Raw genomic sequence first — 17,133 nt, forward strand, 5'->3', positions numbered from 1 at the left:
GGCGATGGCTCAAACGTCCAGCAGGTCTTCGCTTGCAAACTCCGCCTTGTCGGAGATGAACGCGAAGCGTGCCTCAGCCTTGGTGCCCATCAGGCGCTCGACGGAGTCCGCGGTGCCTTCGCGGTCGTCGGGCAGGAGCTGCACGCGCAGCAGCGTGCGGCGCGCCGGGTCCATCGTGGTTTCCTTCAGCTGCGCCGGCATCATTTCGCCGAGGCCTTTGAAGCGGCCGATATCGACCTTGGCATTGGCGTTGAACTCGCTTCGGAGCAGCGCATCGCGATGCGCCTCGTCACGTGCATAGACCGTCTTGCTGCCATGGGTGAGGCGATAGAGCGGGGGCACTGCGAGATAGAGGTGGCCCTCGTCGATCAGCTTCGGCATCTGCCGGTAGAAGAAGGTGATCAGCAGTGATGCGATATGCGCGCCGTCGACGTCGGCGTCGGTCATGATGATGATGCGAGAGTAACGGAGGTCTTCCTCGCGATAATGCGCGCCGGTGCCGCAGCCGATGGCCTGCATGAGATCGGCGAGCTGCTGATTGGCGGTCAGCTTGTCCTTGGTCGCCGAGGCGACGTTCAGGATTTTTCCGCGCAGCGGCAGGATGGCCTGCGTCTTGCGGTCGCGGGCCTGCTTGGCGCTGCCACCGGCCGAGTCGCCCTCGACGATGAACAGTTCCGAGCCCTCGGTCGCGGTGTTGGTGCAATCGGCCAGCTTGCCGGGCAGGCGCAGCTTCTTCACCGCGGTCTTGCGCGAGGTTTCCTTTTCGGCACGGCGGCGCAGGCGTTCATCGGCGCGCTCCATGACGAATTCGAGCAGCTTGTTGGCCTGCACCGGATTGCCGGACAGCCAGTGGTCGAACGGGTCCTTGATGGCCTGTTCGACGATCTTCTGCGCTTCGGCGGTGGCGAGGCGGTCCTTCGTCTGGCCCTGGAATTCGGGCTCACGCACGAACACCGACAACATGACCGCAGCGCCGACCATCACGTCTTCCGAAGTGATGTTGCCTGCGCGCTTGCCCTGGCCGACGCGTTCGGCGTGATCCTTGAGGCCGCGCAGCATGGCGCTGCGCATGCCGGCTTCATGCGTGCCGCCATCGGGCGTCGGCACGGTGTTGGTGTAGGAGGCCATGAAGCCGTCGGCGTCCGCCGTCCAGGCCACCGCCCATTCGCAGGCGCCATGCGAACCGTTGCGGCCGCTCTTACCGGAGAAAATCTCCGGATGTACCAGCGTGTCCGCATGGATCGCCGCGGCGAGATAATCTTTCAGGCCGCCGGGGAAGTGGAAGGTTGCCTCGGCCGGGCAGTCCTCGATGCCCTTCAGCAGTTCGGGATCGCATTTCCAGCGGATCTCGACGCCGCCGAACAGATAGGCTTTCGAGCGCGCCATCTTGAAGAGGCGTTGCGGCTTGAAATGTGCCTTGGCGCCGAAGATGTCGGTATCCGGCTTGAAGCGGACGCGGGTGCCGCGGCGGTTATGGACCTTGCCGAGCTCCTGCAGCTTGCCCTGCGGGATGCCGCGGACAAAGGTCATCTTGTAGAGCTGCTGGTTGCGCGCGACCTCGACCTCGAGCAGCGAGGAGAGGGCGTTCACCACCGAGACACCGACGCCGTGCAGGCCGCCCGAGGTCTCGTAGACCTTGGAGTCGAACTTGCCGCCAGCATGGAGTGTGCACATGATGACTTCGAGCGCCGACTTCTTCGGCTGCTTCGGATGTGGATCGACCGGGATGCCGCGGCCGTTGTCCGACACGGTGAGGAAGCCGTCGGCCGCAAGTTCGACCTCGATGAAGGTCGCGTGGCCCGCCAGCGCCTCGTCCATCGAGTTGTCGATCACTTCCGCGAATAAGTGGTGAAGTGCCTTTTCGTCCGTTCCCCCGATATACATCCCCGGCCGCCGTCGCACCGGCTCGAGACCTTCGAGGACCTCGATGTCGGCGGCAGTGTAGCCTGCCTCCGCATTGGCCGCCTTGGGAGCGGATTTCGCAGAGGCTGCTCCAAATAGGTCTGTTTTGTCTTTCGGTTTCAGTGCCTTGGCCATATATCTTGAAGTCTTGTATGAGGTGTCGCCGTGGCATGTCGCGGCGAATCGTTGTTGAGACTATGCCACGACTAGGCTGTCCATGGGCTAACGGACGGCAACGCCGGACTCAAGCCACGGGAGTGGCGCGCCCGGTGCGTAGCACGATCTTCACGACCAGCACCATGGCTGCGGATATGATCAGTAAGCCGGTGACGGGAACCGCGAGATAGGCGTGGTCGGTCAAAAGTGTAATGCCAACCCGGCCGGGAACCTCAGGCCCGCTGGCGGCATGTCGCCTTTAGCTTCGTTTACAATCCTGGATGGTTTGGTGTGATTTTAAATTCTTTTGGGTGTATAATGCGAGAGCTCGCCGTTCGATAGCGCTAGATGAGTCCGGCCAATTTCAGAAGTATACCGGCGACACATGATGCACCGAGTACGGGTAGCATCCCCAGCTTGAAGCGCAGGATGGCGATGGCGGCTCCAGCCGATAGCAGGACCGCCGCGGGATCGACGCTGGCCCATACAGGCGCGTCAAAATTGAAACCATAGCGCTCGATCGCAAGGCTTTGCCGGAACAACGTATGCAGGGCGAACCAGATCGATAGGTTGAGGATGACTCCGACAACGGCCGCCGTGATCGCCGCCAGCGCGCCGGCTAGCATGCGGTTGCCGCGCAGGGCCTCAATGTAGGGCGCGCCGACGAAGATCCAGAGGAAGCAAGGCGTGAAAGTTACCCAAGTCGCGAGCAATCCGCCGAGTGTTCCGGCCAGCATGGGCGACAAGCCGCCGGCATCGCGGAATGCGGCCATGAAGGCCACGAATTGCACCACCATGATCAGCGGCCCCGGCGTCGTCTCGGCCATGCCGAGGCCGTCGAGCATCTCGCGTGCTGTGACCCAGTGATATTGATCGGCTGCCTGCTGAGCTACATAGGCCAGCACCGCATAAGCGCCGCCGAAAGTCACCATGGCCAGCTTGCTGAAGAAGACAGCGATCTGGCTGAATACGCTCCCCCAGCCAAGGCTGATGACTATGACCGCGACCGGCACTAGCCAGAGCGCCAGCCACAGCGCAAGGACGCGCAAGGTGCGTCCGAGGTCTAGCCCCGCATGATCGGGGATACCGTCGCCCAGCATGCTGTCGATGACCGCCTCGGACTTGCCGCCGTGCGCAACAGTGGCGAACTCCGTCCGCTCCAGTCGTGCGCCGATCAGGCCGATGATGGCTGCCGTGAGGATGATGGCCGGGAAGGGTACGGCAAAGAAGAAGATTGCAACGAAAGCGATGCCGGCGATCGCATACATGACGGGATTGCCGAGCGCGCGCCGGCCGATCCGGATCACCGCTTCGATGACGATGGCAAGGACCGCAGATTTCAAACCGAAGAACAGCGCTGCGACAAAGCCGACATTGCCATAGGCCGCATAGACGTAGCTCAGCGTCATGATGGCGATAACGCCCGGCAGGATGAACAGCGTGCCGGCGACGATGCCGCCGACGGTCCGATGCAACAGCCACCCCATATAAGTCGCCATCTGTTGCGCCTCGGGGCCAGGCAGCAGCATGCAATAGTTCAGCGCGTGGAGAAATCGCGCCTCGGAGATCCAGTTCTTTTCCTCCACAACGATGCGATGCATTACCGCGATCTGGCCTGCGGGACCGCCGAATGAAAGCAGGGAGATGCGGAGCCAGACGCGCAGGGCTTCAGAAAATGAGATGCCATGCAAGCGGATGGGATCTAAGCGGATGGGATCTATGGCTGGATCGCCCGACACGACGTCGGGTAGCTTCTGTTCAGTGGCAGACATGTGGCGCCCTTGATGCTCAACAGGACGCGATTCTTGGGCATGTTGCCTGACGGGGAGATCGCTGGTCCCCATGCTTGAAATAAATCGGCGGATCGTGCGTCTGTCAATTCGTCAGCGCGTGCCGTCCAGCGCAATCGCCGGTTGCCGCCCGAGTTTTGCTCCGTGGCGGACCCATGATCTTTTCGCAACTGCGTTGATCTGCAAGCGGGGAGACCGGGTCCGGAACCGTTTTGTTCACGGTTCGCTGGGCGACTATGACTATTTCCTCCGCAAACCGTGATGATGATGTCGCAGGGCGGCTGCTGGCATTTGATCGGCGGCTCTGGCAAGACGTGACGCCATGGCAGACGCTTTCCACGGCCTCACCGAATTTGTGAGGGAGCATCAGGCTTGGGCTGCGCCCATCGTCCTGCTTCTTGCTTTCTGCGAGTCGCTCGCATTCATCTCTTTGCTGGTCCCGGCATGGGGAGCGCTGATCGCGATTGCCGCACTGGTTGGCGCGAGCGATCTCAGCGTTTGGCCGGTGCTGATCGCGGGCGCTATCGGCGCCGCTCTGGGCGACTGGCTGTCCTACTGGTTTGGCTATAAATACAAGGACCGCGTGGCCCAGATGTGGCCGCTGTCGAAATACCCGAACCTGCTGCCGCGTGGAGAAGCCTTCGTTGTCCGCTGGGGCGTTCCCAGCATTTTCATCGGCCGTTTCTTCGGGCCGTTGCGTGCCTCGGTCCCACTCGTTGCCGGCATTTTCGAGATGCCGTATTGGCGCTTCCAGTTCGCCAATTTCTTGTCAGCATTTGTCTGGGCAGGCGTTCTGATCATGTGTGGAGATGCGCTTTCGATCGCGGCCGAATGGGCGCTGAAATACAAATAGGCGGTCTGGAATAATCTGGTCGGCGGGGTGTTGATCCCGCGCACGGGATTTGTCGCCTCGTGCGGCTGTCAAACTGCTGATAGAGATCGCTGGGACATTTGCCCGGCATCACGCTGGTCAGCTTCACTGGAGGGATAGACCATGGACTTGTCTCGTCGTCAGGCTCTCACCGGCGCCGCCGCGCTTGCCGCGTCTCCGCTCGTTGCTGCAATGCCCGCCAAAGCCGCGGCGCCGCTTGCCGAGAAACAGGCGCCAAGTTTCTATCGCTATAAGGTCGGCGATGCGCAGGTGAACGTCATCTCCGATGGCGCAAACACGTTCCCGCTGGCCGATACCTTCGTCCTCAATGCGAAGAAGGATGAGGTCAATGCGCAATTGGAGAAGTCCTTCCTGCCGAAGGACAGGATGACCATTCATTTCGCACCGCTGGTGATCAATACGGGCGGCAAACTGGTGGTGATCGACACTGGCAATGGTCCCGGTGCGTTCGCAGCCACCAAAGGCAACGTCGGTCAGTTCGCCAGCAACATGGCGGCCGCCGGGATCGATGCCAAGAACGTCGACGTGGTGGTGATCTCTCATTTCCACGGCGATCACGTGAATGGTCTGCTCGCCGCTGATGGCACGCCGGCTTTCCCGAATGCCGAAGTGCTGGTGCCTGCGGCCGAGTGGAAATACTGGAATGACGACGGCGAGATGGCGAAAGCTTCGAGCGATCGCATGAAGGGCCTGTTCACCAGCAACCGCAAACTCTTCAATGATGGGCTGAAGAAAAAGGTCACGCCGTATGAGTGGGGTAAGGACGTTGCACCGGGCTTGCTGGCGGTAGAGGCCGCCGGTCACACGCCGGGCCATACGTCCTTTATCCTCTCCTCCGGCAGCGACAAGGTGTTCATCCAGTCGGACGTCACCAATCACCCGTCGTTGTTCGTGACCAATCCCGGTTGGCACCTGATGTTCGACCAGGACCCGGCCCAGGCCGAGACCACCCGCCGCAAGGTCTATGACATGCTGGTGGCCGAGAAGATGCGCGTGCAGGGCTTCCACTATCCGTTCCCTGCGAATGGTTTTGTCGAGAAGGACGGCAATGGTTATCGGCTCGTGCCGGCGCCGTGGAGCCCGGTGTAAGCTTGGCTGCAGGGCGGGATTAGTCGAAGGCGTAATCCGCCGTTTCTGTGCCTCGGCTGGCGGGTTACGCTTCGCTAACCTGCCCAACGGCCGATACAGCAACCTTGACGGATCATCGCAGCGGCTCTATGACGCGCCCATGATCCGTTTCGTGACCAGCGCACTCGCCCGCCGTCGCCGCATTCTCGCGGCAGCTGGCGCTCGTCTCTAAGGATCGCCTCACTGCCGCCGGATACGGTCCGCGGCAGTTTCTCCCTACAGCAGCGCGATCGATCTCCGGCTGCCTTCATCCCGAAGGAGCCTGACATGTATACCCCGCCGATATTCCAGACCGACCGCAGCAACGCACTGGCGTTTGCGGACGCGCGTGGCTTCGGCACCATCTGCGCCTTTGATGGCCGCAAGCCGATCGGCTCGGCTGTCCCGTTCTGTCTCGCCTACGGCAATGACGGCACGCCGCATCTTGCCTTCCATCTCGCCCGGCAGAATCCGCTCTTGAAACTAGCCGATGGCGCGACGCCGTGGGCCATGGCTATCACGGGCGCCGATGCCTACGTCTCGGCAGATTGGTATGTCTCTCCCGACCAGGTACCGACCTGGCTCTATCAAGCGGTGCATCTCACCGGTCCCGCGCGTCTTTTGTCCGGCCGTGAGCTGGGCTCGCATCTTGACGCGCTGAGCGCCAGATTCGAAAGCTGGCTTGCGCCGAAGAAGCCATGGACCTCGGACAAGATGGCGCCGGGCCGGCTGGATGCGATGAAGAAGGCGATCGTCGGCGTGGTGATGGCGGTGGACGAGGTAGAGGGCAGTTTCAAGCTCAACCAGCATAAGTCCGATGCCGATCATCTGGCTGTCATGAGTGCGCTGGCGATGCGGCCGGAGCCGGCAGCGATGGAAATTGCGAACGAGATGCGCAAATTACGGCCGCATTTGTTTGCGGAAGAGACGTCACATTTGGCTGCTATGGCCGAGGCGGAAGGATTTATGGGATGAGCAACAAGAAGAGAATCGGCATTCTGGGCGCCTCCGGTTACACCGGCGCCGAACTCGTGCGGCTCCTGCTGCGCCATCCGAAGGTCGAACTGACAATCCTCACCGCCGACCGGCGGGCAGGGGCGCAGATGGGCGACGTATTTCCGCAATTCGCGCCTTACGACCTGCCGACGCTGGTCTCCATCGACAGTGTCGATTGGGCGACCGCGGGACTCGATCTGGTCTTCTGCGCGCTCCCGCATGCGACCACGCAGAAGGTGTTGCAGGATCTGCTCGCCAAGGCGCCGGAGACCAAGGTCGTCGATCTCTCCGCCGACTTCCGTCTCAGCGATCCCGCAGCCTATGCCAAGTGGTATGGGCACGAGCATCATGCGCTCGAGCTGCAGAAGGAGGCCGTCTACGGTCTGGTCGAGGTCTATCGGCGCGACATCAAGAAGGCGCGTCTCGTCGCCAATCCCGGCTGCTACACGTCCTGCGCCCAGCTTCCGCTCGTGCCGCTGATCAAGGCCAAGGCCATCGAGACCGACGAGATCATCATCGACGCGAAATCTGGTATGACCGGTGCCGGCCGCTCGGCCAAGGAAGAAATGCTGTTCTCCGAAGTGTCGGACGGCTTCAACGCGTACGGCGTCGGCAAGCACCGGCACATGGCCGAGCTCGACGAGCAATTCTCCAAGGCGGCCGGTAAGGAAGTCATTGTTACTTTCACGCCGCATCTGCTGCCGCAGAACCGCGGCATTCTCTCGACGATCTATGTCCGCGGCCGGCGCGGCAAGACCGCCGAGGAGCTGCACGAGATTCTCGTCAAGCAATATGAGAAGGAGCCGTTCGTCTACGTGCTGCCGTTCGGCAAGACGCCGCATACCCGGCATGTGCGCGGCTCCAACATGACCTTCATCGGCGTTGCCGCCGATCGTATCCCGGGCCGCGCGATCATTGTCTCGACGCTCGACAACCTCACCAAGGGGGCGTCCGGGCAGGCGGTGCAGAACATGAATCTGGTACTCGGCTTTGCCGAGACGCTGGGCATCGATCAGCCGGCGATGTTCCCGTAAGGGACCCAACGCAAACTCCGTCCCTCATGGTGAGGAGGCCTAGCGGCGCAATCGCGCCGCTGGCAGTGCCGTCTCGAACCATGAGCCGGCTTGGCGCGAGTTCGCGGTCATCCTTCGAGACGCAGCCGAAGACGGCCGCTGCTCAGGATCAGGGACCGAGTGAACGTGACAAGAAAACAAAACGGCCCGGATTTTCATCCGGGCCGTTTCTCATTTCAATTCAGCCTGTAGCTTACGCAACCGCCTTCTTCTCGGTCGGGACTTCCGAGATCGTCTTCAGGATCTGTGAAGCGATCTGGTAGGGGCAGCCTTGGGAGTTCGGGCGGCGATCTTCGAGATAGCCCTTGTAGTCGTTCTTGATGAACGAATGCGGGACGCGGATCGAAGCGCCGCGATCCGCAACACCATAGGAGAACTTGTTCCACGGCGCGGTCTCATGCTTGCCGGTCAGGCGCATGTGATTGTCCGGACCATAAACGTTGATGTGGTCCATCATGTTCTTGTCGAACTGGGCCATCAGGGCTTCGAAATAAGCCTTGCCGCCGACCGTGCGCATATACTCGGTCGAGAAGTTGGCGTGCATGCCCGAGCCGTTCCAGTCGGTATCGCCGAGCGGCTTGCAGTGGAATTCGATGTCGATGCCGTACTTTTCCGTCAGGCGGAGCAGCAGGTAGCGCGCGATCCACATTTCGTCAGCGGCGCGCTTGGAGCCCTTGCCGAAGATCTGGAATTCCCACTGGCCCTTGGCCACTTCGGCGTTGATACCTTCGTGGTTGATGCCGGCGGCGAGGCAGAGGTCGAGATGTTCCTCGACGATTTCGCGGGCGACCGAGCCGACATTCTTGAAGCCGACGCCGGTGTAGTAGGGGCCCTGCGGAGCGGGATAGCCGTCAGTCGGGAAGCCGAGCGGGCGGCCGTTCTCGTAGAAGAAGTATTCCTGCTCGAAACCGAACCAGGCGCCGGGATCATCGAGAATGGTGGCGCGGTGGTTAGACGGATGCGGGGTAACACCATCGGGCATCATGACTTCGCACATCACCAGCGCGCCATTGACGCGGGCGGCATCCGGGAACACGGCGACCGGCTTCAGCACGCAATCCGACGAGCGGCCTTCGGCCTGCTCGGTGGACGAGCCATCGAAGCCCCACAGCGGCAGCTGTTCGAGGGTCGGGAAGCTGTCGAAGTCCTTCAGCTGGGTCTTGCCACGCAGGTTCTGCGTCGGCTTGTAACCGTCGAGCCAGATATACTCGAGCTTATACTTGGTCATTCAGGTCTCTCACGAGTTGGCGAAAGGAGTGAACCCCGGCAGGAGTAAACTCTGGACGATGCCGAGATCGGAAATTCCGTTCCCAGCGGCGCATCTTCATAAGCACGTAGTATGCCAACTTGCCGCGGCGCAACGTTTTTATGACGAGAAAGTCGACGGCGTCCCCAGGAGGCAAGCCGAGTGACATCGAGCATCATCGAGGCCCGGAAGAATCATCGGGAAGCTATTCAAATTCCGTAGGTTTTGGACCGGATACCCAAATACCGTCTGCTTAATTCCGTTGCAGGGGTCCTTTTGTAGGAATTTTTCTGCCCTTCAGACGCTCATTCGTCGTCGGGCAGGTCAGTCTGCCGCAGCCGAAAGCTGCGCCGCTAAAGCGCATGCCGCGCGGATGCGCATATTGTCGGCAATTGCCTGCTTTTTATGAGGCATCCGGCACAAAGTGCGAGCGAGCCTGTTACATTTCAAAGACCTGACGGCCGAACAGACAAAACAACGCGTCAGGCAGGAGATCCAGGAGATGAGAACAACCAATCATTCCGATCAAAATCGGACGACTGCAACCATCTATCAGTTCCCGGCTGGCGGCCGCGCGGCGCTCGCCCGACGTTCCGGCGAGTTCAAGTCCGCGGATGTGAGCAGCTATCCTGCGGTGGATTTCGGCTCGGGCTGGTACCACGACGATGCCATCGAAGAAGACAAGCGGAAGGTGGAGCATTGAGTGCGCCAGGCAAGATTAGGGACGGCGGCCAAGGGTCGAGACAGAAATGTTTCGGCCCTTTTTGTTGACGTCTCACGTCCCGAAGATCGACCAGCCGAGCCGCCGCGTCAGCTCTTCCAGCGCAATGCGGCCGAGATGCGAATTGCCGTGGTGATCGAGGCCCGGCGCCCATACTGCGATCGAGGCCTTGCCTGGCGCGACCGCAATGATGCCGCCGCCGACACCGCTCTTGCCGGGCAAACCAACGCGATAGGCGAATTCACCGGAGCCGTCGTAATGCCCACAGGTCAGCATCAGCGCATTGATGCGGCGTGCGCGTTCGCTCGAAACCACCGAAAGGCCGGTGCTCGGATTGCGCCCGGAATAAGCGAGAAACCGCGTCGCCATCGCCAGTTGCCGACACGACATCGCTATCGCGCAGTGATGGAAATAGACGCCCAGCGTGAAATCGACCGGATTGGTGATCACGCCGAACGACTTCATGTAATTCGCCAGCGCGGTGTTGCGAAAACCCGTGCGCTTCTCGGAGGTCGCCACTGTCTCGTCGATGACGATGCTGCTGTCGCCCGAGAGGAACTGCATGAAGCGCAGGATTTCACCGATCGCTTCGCGTGGCTGATGGCCCGAGAGGATCACGTCGGTAACCGCGATCGCTCCTGCATTGATGAAGGGGTTGCGCGGTACGCCGCGTTCGCGCTCGAGCTGAACGATGGAGTTGAACGGATTGCCCGATGGCTCGCGTCCGACATGTTTCCACAGCCGGTCGCCGACCATGCCGAGAGCCAGCGTCAGGGTGAAGACCTTCGAAATGCTCTGGATCGAGAACCGCACATCGGCATCGCCGCCGGCTGCAATATTTCCGTCCGCATCCACCACCACCAGGGCGAACTGATTGGGGTCGACATTGGCGAGTTCGGGAATATAGCTCGCGACCTCGCCGCGGTCGGGCCGCTGCGCCATCTCCTCGGCGATTTCTGTGACGATGGTTTGAAGATCGGGCGCAGCGTGACTCATGCGGGTAGGACTGGCGTATCCCGCCTCAGACCGGAATACGCAGGATTGCGAGGGCGAGGACCGCCTGGGCAGCGAAGCCGATGAGGAAGGCGATGGTACGGAGCACCGGCAGGCCCAGCGTGTAGACCACCAGATGCGCAATGCGCGACCAGAAATAGACGATGCAAGCCATCACCGTGGCCGGAGTTGAGACGTCAGCGAGATTGAGGATGATGACCAGCGGCGCGAAGATAATAAGATTCTCGACCGCATTGTCATGGGCGAACATCAGCCGGTTGGCCCATTCGGCCTGCGGCTTGTCGTTGCGCGAGGGATTGGCCATGGCGCCGCCGACGCCACGCACCATGACGCGGTTGATGCTGTAGGGTAACCAGAGCAGACCGGTCAAAATCACGGTCAGCGTCAGCCAGAATAATTCGCGCGTCATCGGCGTTATCCTTTCAGTGTTGCGTTTCCCAACGGCGACTACATGAAAGTCTGTCCTTCAGACTCATCCGTTGCGACGCGCGTCTGCAACAGCTTTATGCCTGCTTGAAGGGGCAATTGTCGATAGGTCGTCGCGCTTTTGCTCCGATGCCGTATGGCCAGCCGGGTGAACGCTCGCGGATGCCGACGCCTCAGATGGCTTGATATTGCCACGGGCGCGGTCCGCAGATGATAGGACTGCGGCACTCACCAGGTAACGCGGATGCCGGCATTGCCCTGAATGGTTTTCCGGTCATTGCTGTCGAGGTTGGTGGTGTAACTTGCGCCCGCGAAGACACCGACCGTGCTCGAGACCTTTGCGACGATGCCGCCACCGAATTCAAGCGCGGTGGCCATGCGCCGGGTATCGAGAATATCGGTCCCGGCGAATGTGACGGTGTCACGACCACCGAAATCCTGCCAGAGATTTGCCTTGAGATAGGGCTGAAGCAATGCCGCCGCGTTCTGGTAATTGCCTTGCAGCCGCAGGCCGATCCGTCCGCTCAAGGCATCGGCGCCGCCAAAGGACACGCTGGACACCTGATCCTGCGTCGCTGCGAGCGACAGGTGCTGATAGATCAGTTGCGCTTGTGGCTCGATGCTGAGGTTGGGTGTCAGCCTGAACGGATAGCCGCTTTCGAGCGAGGCCAAAAAGCCGGTGCCATCGGTTGCCGCCGAGAGGCGGCCGATGGAGCTGGGAGAACCCGTGTACCAGCTGTGCATCACGACGCCATCGATATACCAGTCGCCTGGGCCGATATGGGTCCAGTAGCCGCCGAGGCTGGTGGCATCCAGCGACAGCGTGCCAACTGCGACGTTCTGAAAGCCACCGCTGAAGCCATGGACATCGCCATAAGCGCGCCCGTAAGCGGCAAACAGGCCGACGCGATCACGGTGGCCGTTGTCGCTCTCCCAGCCGAACAGGTCGAGGCCAGATTGCAGGCCATTGACCATGCCGCGGAACGACGGATTGGTCATGCCGGACCATTGCTGGCTGGTGTGTTCACCGAAGACGCGTCCCCATGCGGCGGAAACAGTGCCGTTACCACCCGTTAGAAGACTTTGATCGCCCTGGCGATCGTGGAAATTACCAAGCGTGGTAATACCAAGCTGCCGTGCGACAGCGGGGACAGCCGAGTATAGCGCGGCCTCCGGACGATAGAGCGGGATGGGGGCCGCTCCTGCAACAGGCGCGGGCGGCAGAATGGGCGTATTCGGCGCGGGGATGGGGGCCGGTGTCGGATCGGATGGCGTCCCAGTCGGCGTGACGGGGACCGGTGGCACGCTTGAGCGCAAATACCAGTTGTTGCTCGTGCCCGCCGAGACGCCGCCATGGAAGAGATAATATTGAGCCCGCCATCACCGAGCCGCCGCGGAGCGAGAACGCGTTGGCTGCCGTGGTCGCGCCGTTGGTGGCCTGAACCACAAGGATGCCGTCGCTGACTGTCAGGCCGCCCGAACCGCCGGCATTGGTCACGCCAATGCTCGTCGATCCCGATGCTGCGCCACCGGAAATCACCAGTCTGTCGGATGGTGAGTTGTCTGCGCCAAGAACCGATCGGACGTTTAGTTGTCCGCCGTTGCCGACGTAGTTGCCGACGATGGTGAGACTGTTCGCAGCGGGAGATGAGCCATTGGTAAGATCGATCAGGCCGGCATTGGTGACCGTGATGGCGGGGCCGCCGGGATAGGGCGTAATCGACGGATTGGCGCCATTGCCGGCGAGCAGGCTGGTGCCGGCTGCGATATTGACGTTGCCGGTCAGGGAGCTTTGCAGTTGTAGCGCACCGCTGCTGATGAAGGTGTCATGGAAATCGCCGCTGCCGCTCCAGGTCCAGGCAGAGCCTTCCATGTAGAGTGTCTGGAAATTCGTGAAGGGGTTGCTGGCCGTGCCGGTGCCTTGCAGGTGGACCGTATTGGCGCCGCCGCCGCCGTTGGCAAGTCCGATAATTTGGGAGCCAGTCTGCAGGGTCAGGGTGACGTTGCCGTTGCCGCCGAGCAAAGCGGTGCCACCGCCGCCACTGATCAGGCCGGCATTGGTAATCGAGCTGGGGCCGTTCAAGGTCCGGATTGCAGTTCCCTGATCGCTGATGATCTGGCCACCCGACAGATTCTGGATGGTCGCCGCGAAACCTGGCGCAGTATTGGAATCGACAGCGAACGATCCCGCACCCGTGGCGTGGATCGTTCCGCTGTTCGTCAACCGGTCATTGGTTCCTTGCATATAGGCGGCGGTGCTGTTGCTACCGTTCGTCGAGAGCGTGCCGGTATTGATGATGACGCCGTTCTGTCCGAGAATCGAAGCGGCGCGCGCACTGCTTCCATTTGTCGTGACGGTGCCGGTGTTGATCAATGTGTTGTTGGGTTGTCCGCCGCCACTTTGCCCCCAGCTGGCGGTCATTCCATAAGCGTTTGGCCCGGTTGTCGTGATCGTGCCGTTATTGGTCAGGGTGTTGCCGCTGCCGTCGGCGGCAATGCCGTCGTTGTAGGCGCCAGTCGTGCTGATGACGCCCGATACGCCGTTGGTGATGAGATTGTTGTTGCCGGAGCCAAGCAGGCCGGCGCCTCGATTGAGGCCGCCGCCTCCACCCCCTGACAGGGCAATACTGCCGTCGTTGTTGATCGTGCTGCCATCGACGACGCGCACACCGGTGACGCTGGTCGCGCGCGTAATCGTCAGCGCACTTCCATTCTGAATATTGACGGTGACATTCGAGCTGCCGGGCACGGCTGTGACGGCGGCAGTCGTCGGATTGGGCGCAGAGCTGTCGCAAGTAACGGTTTGTCCCGATGTGGGGGCGCTGTTGTTGCACGCGGCGAGCGCTGGGGCGGGAGAAAATAGCAGCGATCCGGTTGCCAAGGCGCTGGTGGAGAGCAGCACGACAGCGTGCGAAAACTGACAGGCGTTCTTGCTGGAACTGCGCGGCATACGACTAGCGGCTAGGCGCTGACGTACTGACCACACTGTGCTGTCGAGAGAGCAAGCCGCGACGCGTGCGAACATACTCGAATTCCATCTTATTCGAATCGAATGTTCTGGCGGCCTCTGAGAAACAAGCTGACGGAGCTGTCTTTCCGTCAATCTGCACTGCATCAAAGTCGTGCGCAGATCATGGAACCCATTTGCGAATACGGATTCGCAAATCGTTGTTCTGCAAGTCTTTGCAAGGCTCTGCGCGCAGCCGATCTGTGTTGTGATAATAAGGTGACGTTGCAACTATAAAAACAACAGCTGCTAACAACAGCCGGCAACGATGCAGTCGTTGAGCTCGCTCAGGCGCGAACGCGTACGTAACTACCGGGCGCGTCCTCCAGTGCCGGAAACGTCTCGGTCCCGACAGCGCGTGCCGGTACTTGCTCGGCGTCGATACCGTCGATCCATTCGCGCCAGTTCGGCCACCAGGAGCCTGCATGCTCCGTTGCGGTCTTCATCCAGTCCGCAACATTCGCCGCGTGATTGCTGTCGTTGGTCCAGTATTGATATTTCCCGGACGAAGGCGGGTTGACGACGCCAGCAATGTGACCGGAGCCGGACAGCACGTATTTCACGGGGCCACCGAAGAATTGCGAGCCGTACAGCACCGACTCCGCCGGTGCGATATGGTCCTCGCGCGTGGCGAGATTGTAGACGGGTACCTTGACCTTGGAGAGATCGAGGCGGGTATTGTCGAGCACCATATTGCCGGTCGAGAGCTTGTTCTCGAGATAGCAGTTGCGGAGATAGAACGAATGATTGGCGGCCGGCATCCGCGTCGCGTCGGAATTCCAGTGCAGCAAGTCGAACGCTCGGGGCATGTTACCCTTGAGATAGTTGTTCACGACATAGGACCAGATTAGGTCGTTCGAGCGCAGCATGTTGAAGGCCATCGCCATCTTGCTGCCTTCAAGAACGCCAGCTGCCTGCATGTCCTTTTCCAGCGCTGAAATCTGGTCCTCATCGACGAACACCATGAGATCGCCGGCATGGGTGAAATCCACCTGTGCCGCCATGAAGGTCGCCGAGGCCGCACGCACGCGGCGGCGTTCGGCAAGCCAGGCCAGCGTCGAGGCGAGCAGAGTGCCGCCGACGCAATAGCCGATGGTGTGGACCGTAAGCTCGCCGGTGACCTTCTCGATGACGTCCATGGCCGCAAGCGGGCCCTGCTTCATGTAGTCTTCGAAGGTCTTGGTCCCCAGTGTCTTGTCTGGATTGACCCAGGAGATCACGAATACCGTCAGCCCCTGATCGACGCACCATTTGATGAATGATTTTTCGGGCTTGAGGTCGAGAATGTAGAATTTGTTGATCCAGGGCGGCACAATCAGGAGCGGCGTCCGCAGCACGCTCGAGGTCGTCGGCGTGTATTGGATCAGCTGCATGATCTCGTTCTGGTAGATCACCTTGCCCGGCGTCGTCGCCATATTGACGCCGACTTCGAGATCCTTGGGATCGGACTGGCGGATGCGCAGCGCGCCGCGGCCGGCTTCCATGTCCTCGGCGAGCATGGACATGCCGCGCATCAGGTTGCTGCCATTGGAGGCGACGGTTTCGCGCAGCACTTCCGGATTGGTCAGCACGAAGTTCGACGGCGAAATCGCGTTGGTAATCTGGGTGACGTAGAACTCGGCCTTCTTTCGCGTATGCGCGTCCAGTCCCTCGGCGTTCCGGACGAGGTCGAATGCCCATTGCGTGCCGAGCAGATAGGCCTGCAACACGAAGTCGAAGAACTGGTTCGACTTCCATTCGGGATCGCTGAAGCGCTTGTCCTTGAGCGGCGCCTGCGATGATGGCTCCGCGCTCTCGCCGGTCATCCGGCGCATCGCCGAGCCCCAAAGATCGAGGTAAGCCTTTCCGAGTTTCATCTGCAGCTCGGTGGAGCGCTTTTCGTCGGACAGCCAGTAATTGGCCACCGTGCTGAATGTCTTGATGATCTCGGTCAGCTCGTTCGGCGGCTTGTCCTGAATCTCGCCGGTCTGGCGCGGCTGCAGATAGGCGGCCAGTGCCTTGCCGCTGCTTTCCATGGCCTTGGCCATGTTGAGCGCGAAGGCTTCGGGATTGAACGGTTTCGCCGCCCCGTCGTCGGTTTTGCCGTTGGCTTGACTGCTGGCGGGGCCGGGGGAGGTTTTGGTATCGGCGACGTCGGTCATGGCACGGCTGCGGTTTCATTCCAATGCGGTGACGCTACGTCACCACGCCGGAGCATGATGACACAGTTCGCGGATCGCCGCAGGATTCGATGTGCTGCAGCGCGTCATGCGTCTTGCTTCCGTCATATTGAGAGCCCAAGCCCTTGCCCGGAAGTTGTGCCATTCTGACGGCGTTAAAGATTTGTCATCTAGAATGGTGCTGTGCGGTAGTAGGCCGCCGAAAGGGATGGCAGGTTGTAGCGTGACTGGTTCCGGCGCAGGTAACGAGACGAGGGCAGGCGGTCGGGCGAGTGTCCTGGCGGCTTTGCTGGCGCTCGGCCTCGTTCTTGGGGGCTGTGCCTCGACTGTGGCTGATCTTCCGGTCGTGGGAGCGCCGTCGAACCTGCCGGCGCGGTCGGCTCAGCCTGGTGAATATCTGCCGGTGCACGACATCCCGACCGCCCGCAGCAAGGATTCCACGCTGGCCCCGGCCGACCAGGCCAAGCTTGAGGCCGACCTGATCAAGGCCCGCGACCGGCAGGCCGTGGCCGCTCCGGCCGACGCCGCGGCAAAAACCTCGGCCCGCTGAGCGATTCCACCCGGTCGTGACTGGTGTCACCCGGCCCCCATGCTAGAAAGAGACGATTCAACCGCACCTTGAAGGCGGTTCCTCCGGAGCCCGA

Annotated in this window: 13 protein-coding genes and 1 pseudogene; 6 read left to right on the plus strand and 8 right to left on the minus strand. The window is 61.2% G+C overall.

What is annotated here, in order from left to right; all coding sequences use genetic code 11:
- Positions 1 to 9 precede the first annotated feature (9 nt).
- Entirely contained in the window at positions 10 to 2,037 is a 2,028-nt protein-coding gene (gene parE, locus E0H22_RS13305) for a DNA topoisomerase IV subunit B (protein ID WP_233021501.1), read from the minus strand.
- 365 nt (positions 2,038 to 2,402) lie between these two features.
- Positions 2,403 to 3,830 carry a chromate efflux transporter gene (gene chrA / locus E0H22_RS13310; protein WP_233021502.1) on the minus strand — a complete coding sequence of 476 codons (1,428 nt, stop codon included), beginning with the start codon at positions 3,828 to 3,830 and terminating at the stop codon, positions 2,403 to 2,405.
- A gap of 340 nt (positions 3,831 to 4,170) precedes the next feature.
- Here chrA and E0H22_RS13315 point away from each other — a divergent pair, with 340 nt between their 5' ends.
- The 4 genes from E0H22_RS13315 to argC all read left to right on the plus strand — a co-directional run bounded on the left by E0H22_RS13315 (position 4,171) and on the right by argC (position 7,877).
- Positions 4,171 to 4,701, plus strand: coding sequence for a DedA family protein (locus E0H22_RS13315; RefSeq protein WP_233021503.1), 531 nt, complete (start codon positions 4,171 to 4,173; stop codon positions 4,699 to 4,701).
- A gap of 141 nt (positions 4,702 to 4,842) precedes the next feature.
- Positions 4,843 to 5,829, plus strand: coding sequence for an MBL fold metallo-hydrolase (locus E0H22_RS13320; RefSeq protein ID WP_233021504.1), 987 nt, complete (start codon positions 4,843 to 4,845; stop codon positions 5,827 to 5,829).
- 306 nt (positions 5,830 to 6,135) lie between these two features.
- A complete protein-coding gene (locus E0H22_RS13325) occupies positions 6,136 to 6,822 on the plus strand; it encodes an FMN-binding negative transcriptional regulator (RefSeq protein ID WP_233021505.1) in 687 nt (228 codons plus the stop codon).
- Positions 6,819 to 7,877, plus strand: a complete 1,059-nt coding sequence (gene argC / locus E0H22_RS13330; RefSeq protein WP_233021506.1) for an N-acetyl-gamma-glutamyl-phosphate reductase — start codon at positions 6,819 to 6,821, stop codon at positions 7,875 to 7,877. The genes E0H22_RS13325 and argC overlap by 4 nt, the downstream gene beginning before the upstream one ends.
- Positions 7,878 to 8,109: 232 nt before the next feature.
- Here the strand turns inward: argC and E0H22_RS13335 are convergent, their stop codons facing one another.
- Positions 8,110 to 9,144: a glutamine synthetase beta-grasp domain-containing protein gene (locus E0H22_RS13335; protein ID WP_233021507.1), complete on the minus strand. Its 1,035-nt coding sequence runs from the start codon at positions 9,142 to 9,144 to the stop codon at positions 8,110 to 8,112.
- A gap of 520 nt (positions 9,145 to 9,664) precedes the next feature.
- Between E0H22_RS13335 and E0H22_RS13340 the strand changes: the two genes are divergently transcribed.
- The gene (locus E0H22_RS13340) at positions 9,665 to 9,865 is read left to right on the plus strand and encodes a DUF2735 domain-containing protein (RefSeq protein ID WP_233021508.1); all 201 of its coding nucleotides are present in this window, start codon (positions 9,665 to 9,667) and stop codon (positions 9,863 to 9,865) included.
- 72 nt (positions 9,866 to 9,937) lie between these two features.
- Here E0H22_RS13340 and E0H22_RS13345 read toward each other — a convergent pair whose 3' ends face one another.
- The 5 genes and pseudogenes from E0H22_RS13345 to E0H22_RS13365 all read right to left on the minus strand — a co-directional run bounded on the left by E0H22_RS13345 (position 9,938) and on the right by E0H22_RS13365 (position 16,357).
- Complete coding sequence (locus tag E0H22_RS13345) at positions 9,938 to 10,879, minus strand: glutaminase (RefSeq protein WP_233021509.1); 942 nt, start codon at positions 10,877 to 10,879, stop codon at positions 9,938 to 9,940.
- Positions 10,880 to 10,904: 25 nt separating this feature from the next.
- On the minus strand, positions 10,905 to 11,306 hold the full coding sequence (locus tag E0H22_RS13350) for an MAPEG family protein (protein WP_233021510.1): 402 nt from the start codon (positions 11,304 to 11,306) through the stop codon (positions 10,905 to 10,907).
- 245 nt (positions 11,307 to 11,551) lie between these two features.
- Entirely contained in the window at positions 11,552 to 12,628 is a 1,077-nt protein-coding gene (locus tag E0H22_RS13355; protein ID WP_233021511.1) for an autotransporter family protein, read from the minus strand.
- A 124-nt stretch (positions 12,629 to 12,752) separates the two neighbouring features.
- Positions 12,753 to 14,438, minus strand: a pseudogene (locus tag E0H22_RS26000) (hypothetical protein); the annotation flags it as partial.
- A gap of 179 nt (positions 14,439 to 14,617) precedes the next feature.
- Positions 14,618 to 16,357, minus strand: a complete 1,740-nt coding sequence (locus E0H22_RS13365; protein WP_233026354.1) for a PHA/PHB synthase family protein — start codon at positions 16,355 to 16,357, stop codon at positions 14,618 to 14,620.
- A gap of 355 nt (positions 16,358 to 16,712) precedes the next feature.
- On the opposite strand from E0H22_RS13365, the gene E0H22_RS13370 reads away from it, so the two are divergent.
- Positions 16,713 to 17,039: a hypothetical protein gene (locus E0H22_RS13370; protein ID WP_233021512.1), complete on the plus strand. Its 327-nt coding sequence runs from the start codon at positions 16,713 to 16,715 to the stop codon at positions 17,037 to 17,039.
- The last annotated feature ends 94 nt before the right edge of the window (positions 17,040 to 17,133 follow it).

It is taken from the genome of Rhodopseudomonas boonkerdii (assembly GCF_021184025.1).
In the GTDB taxonomy this organism is placed as follows: Bacteria; Pseudomonadota; Alphaproteobacteria; order Rhizobiales; family Xanthobacteraceae; genus Tardiphaga; species Tardiphaga boonkerdii.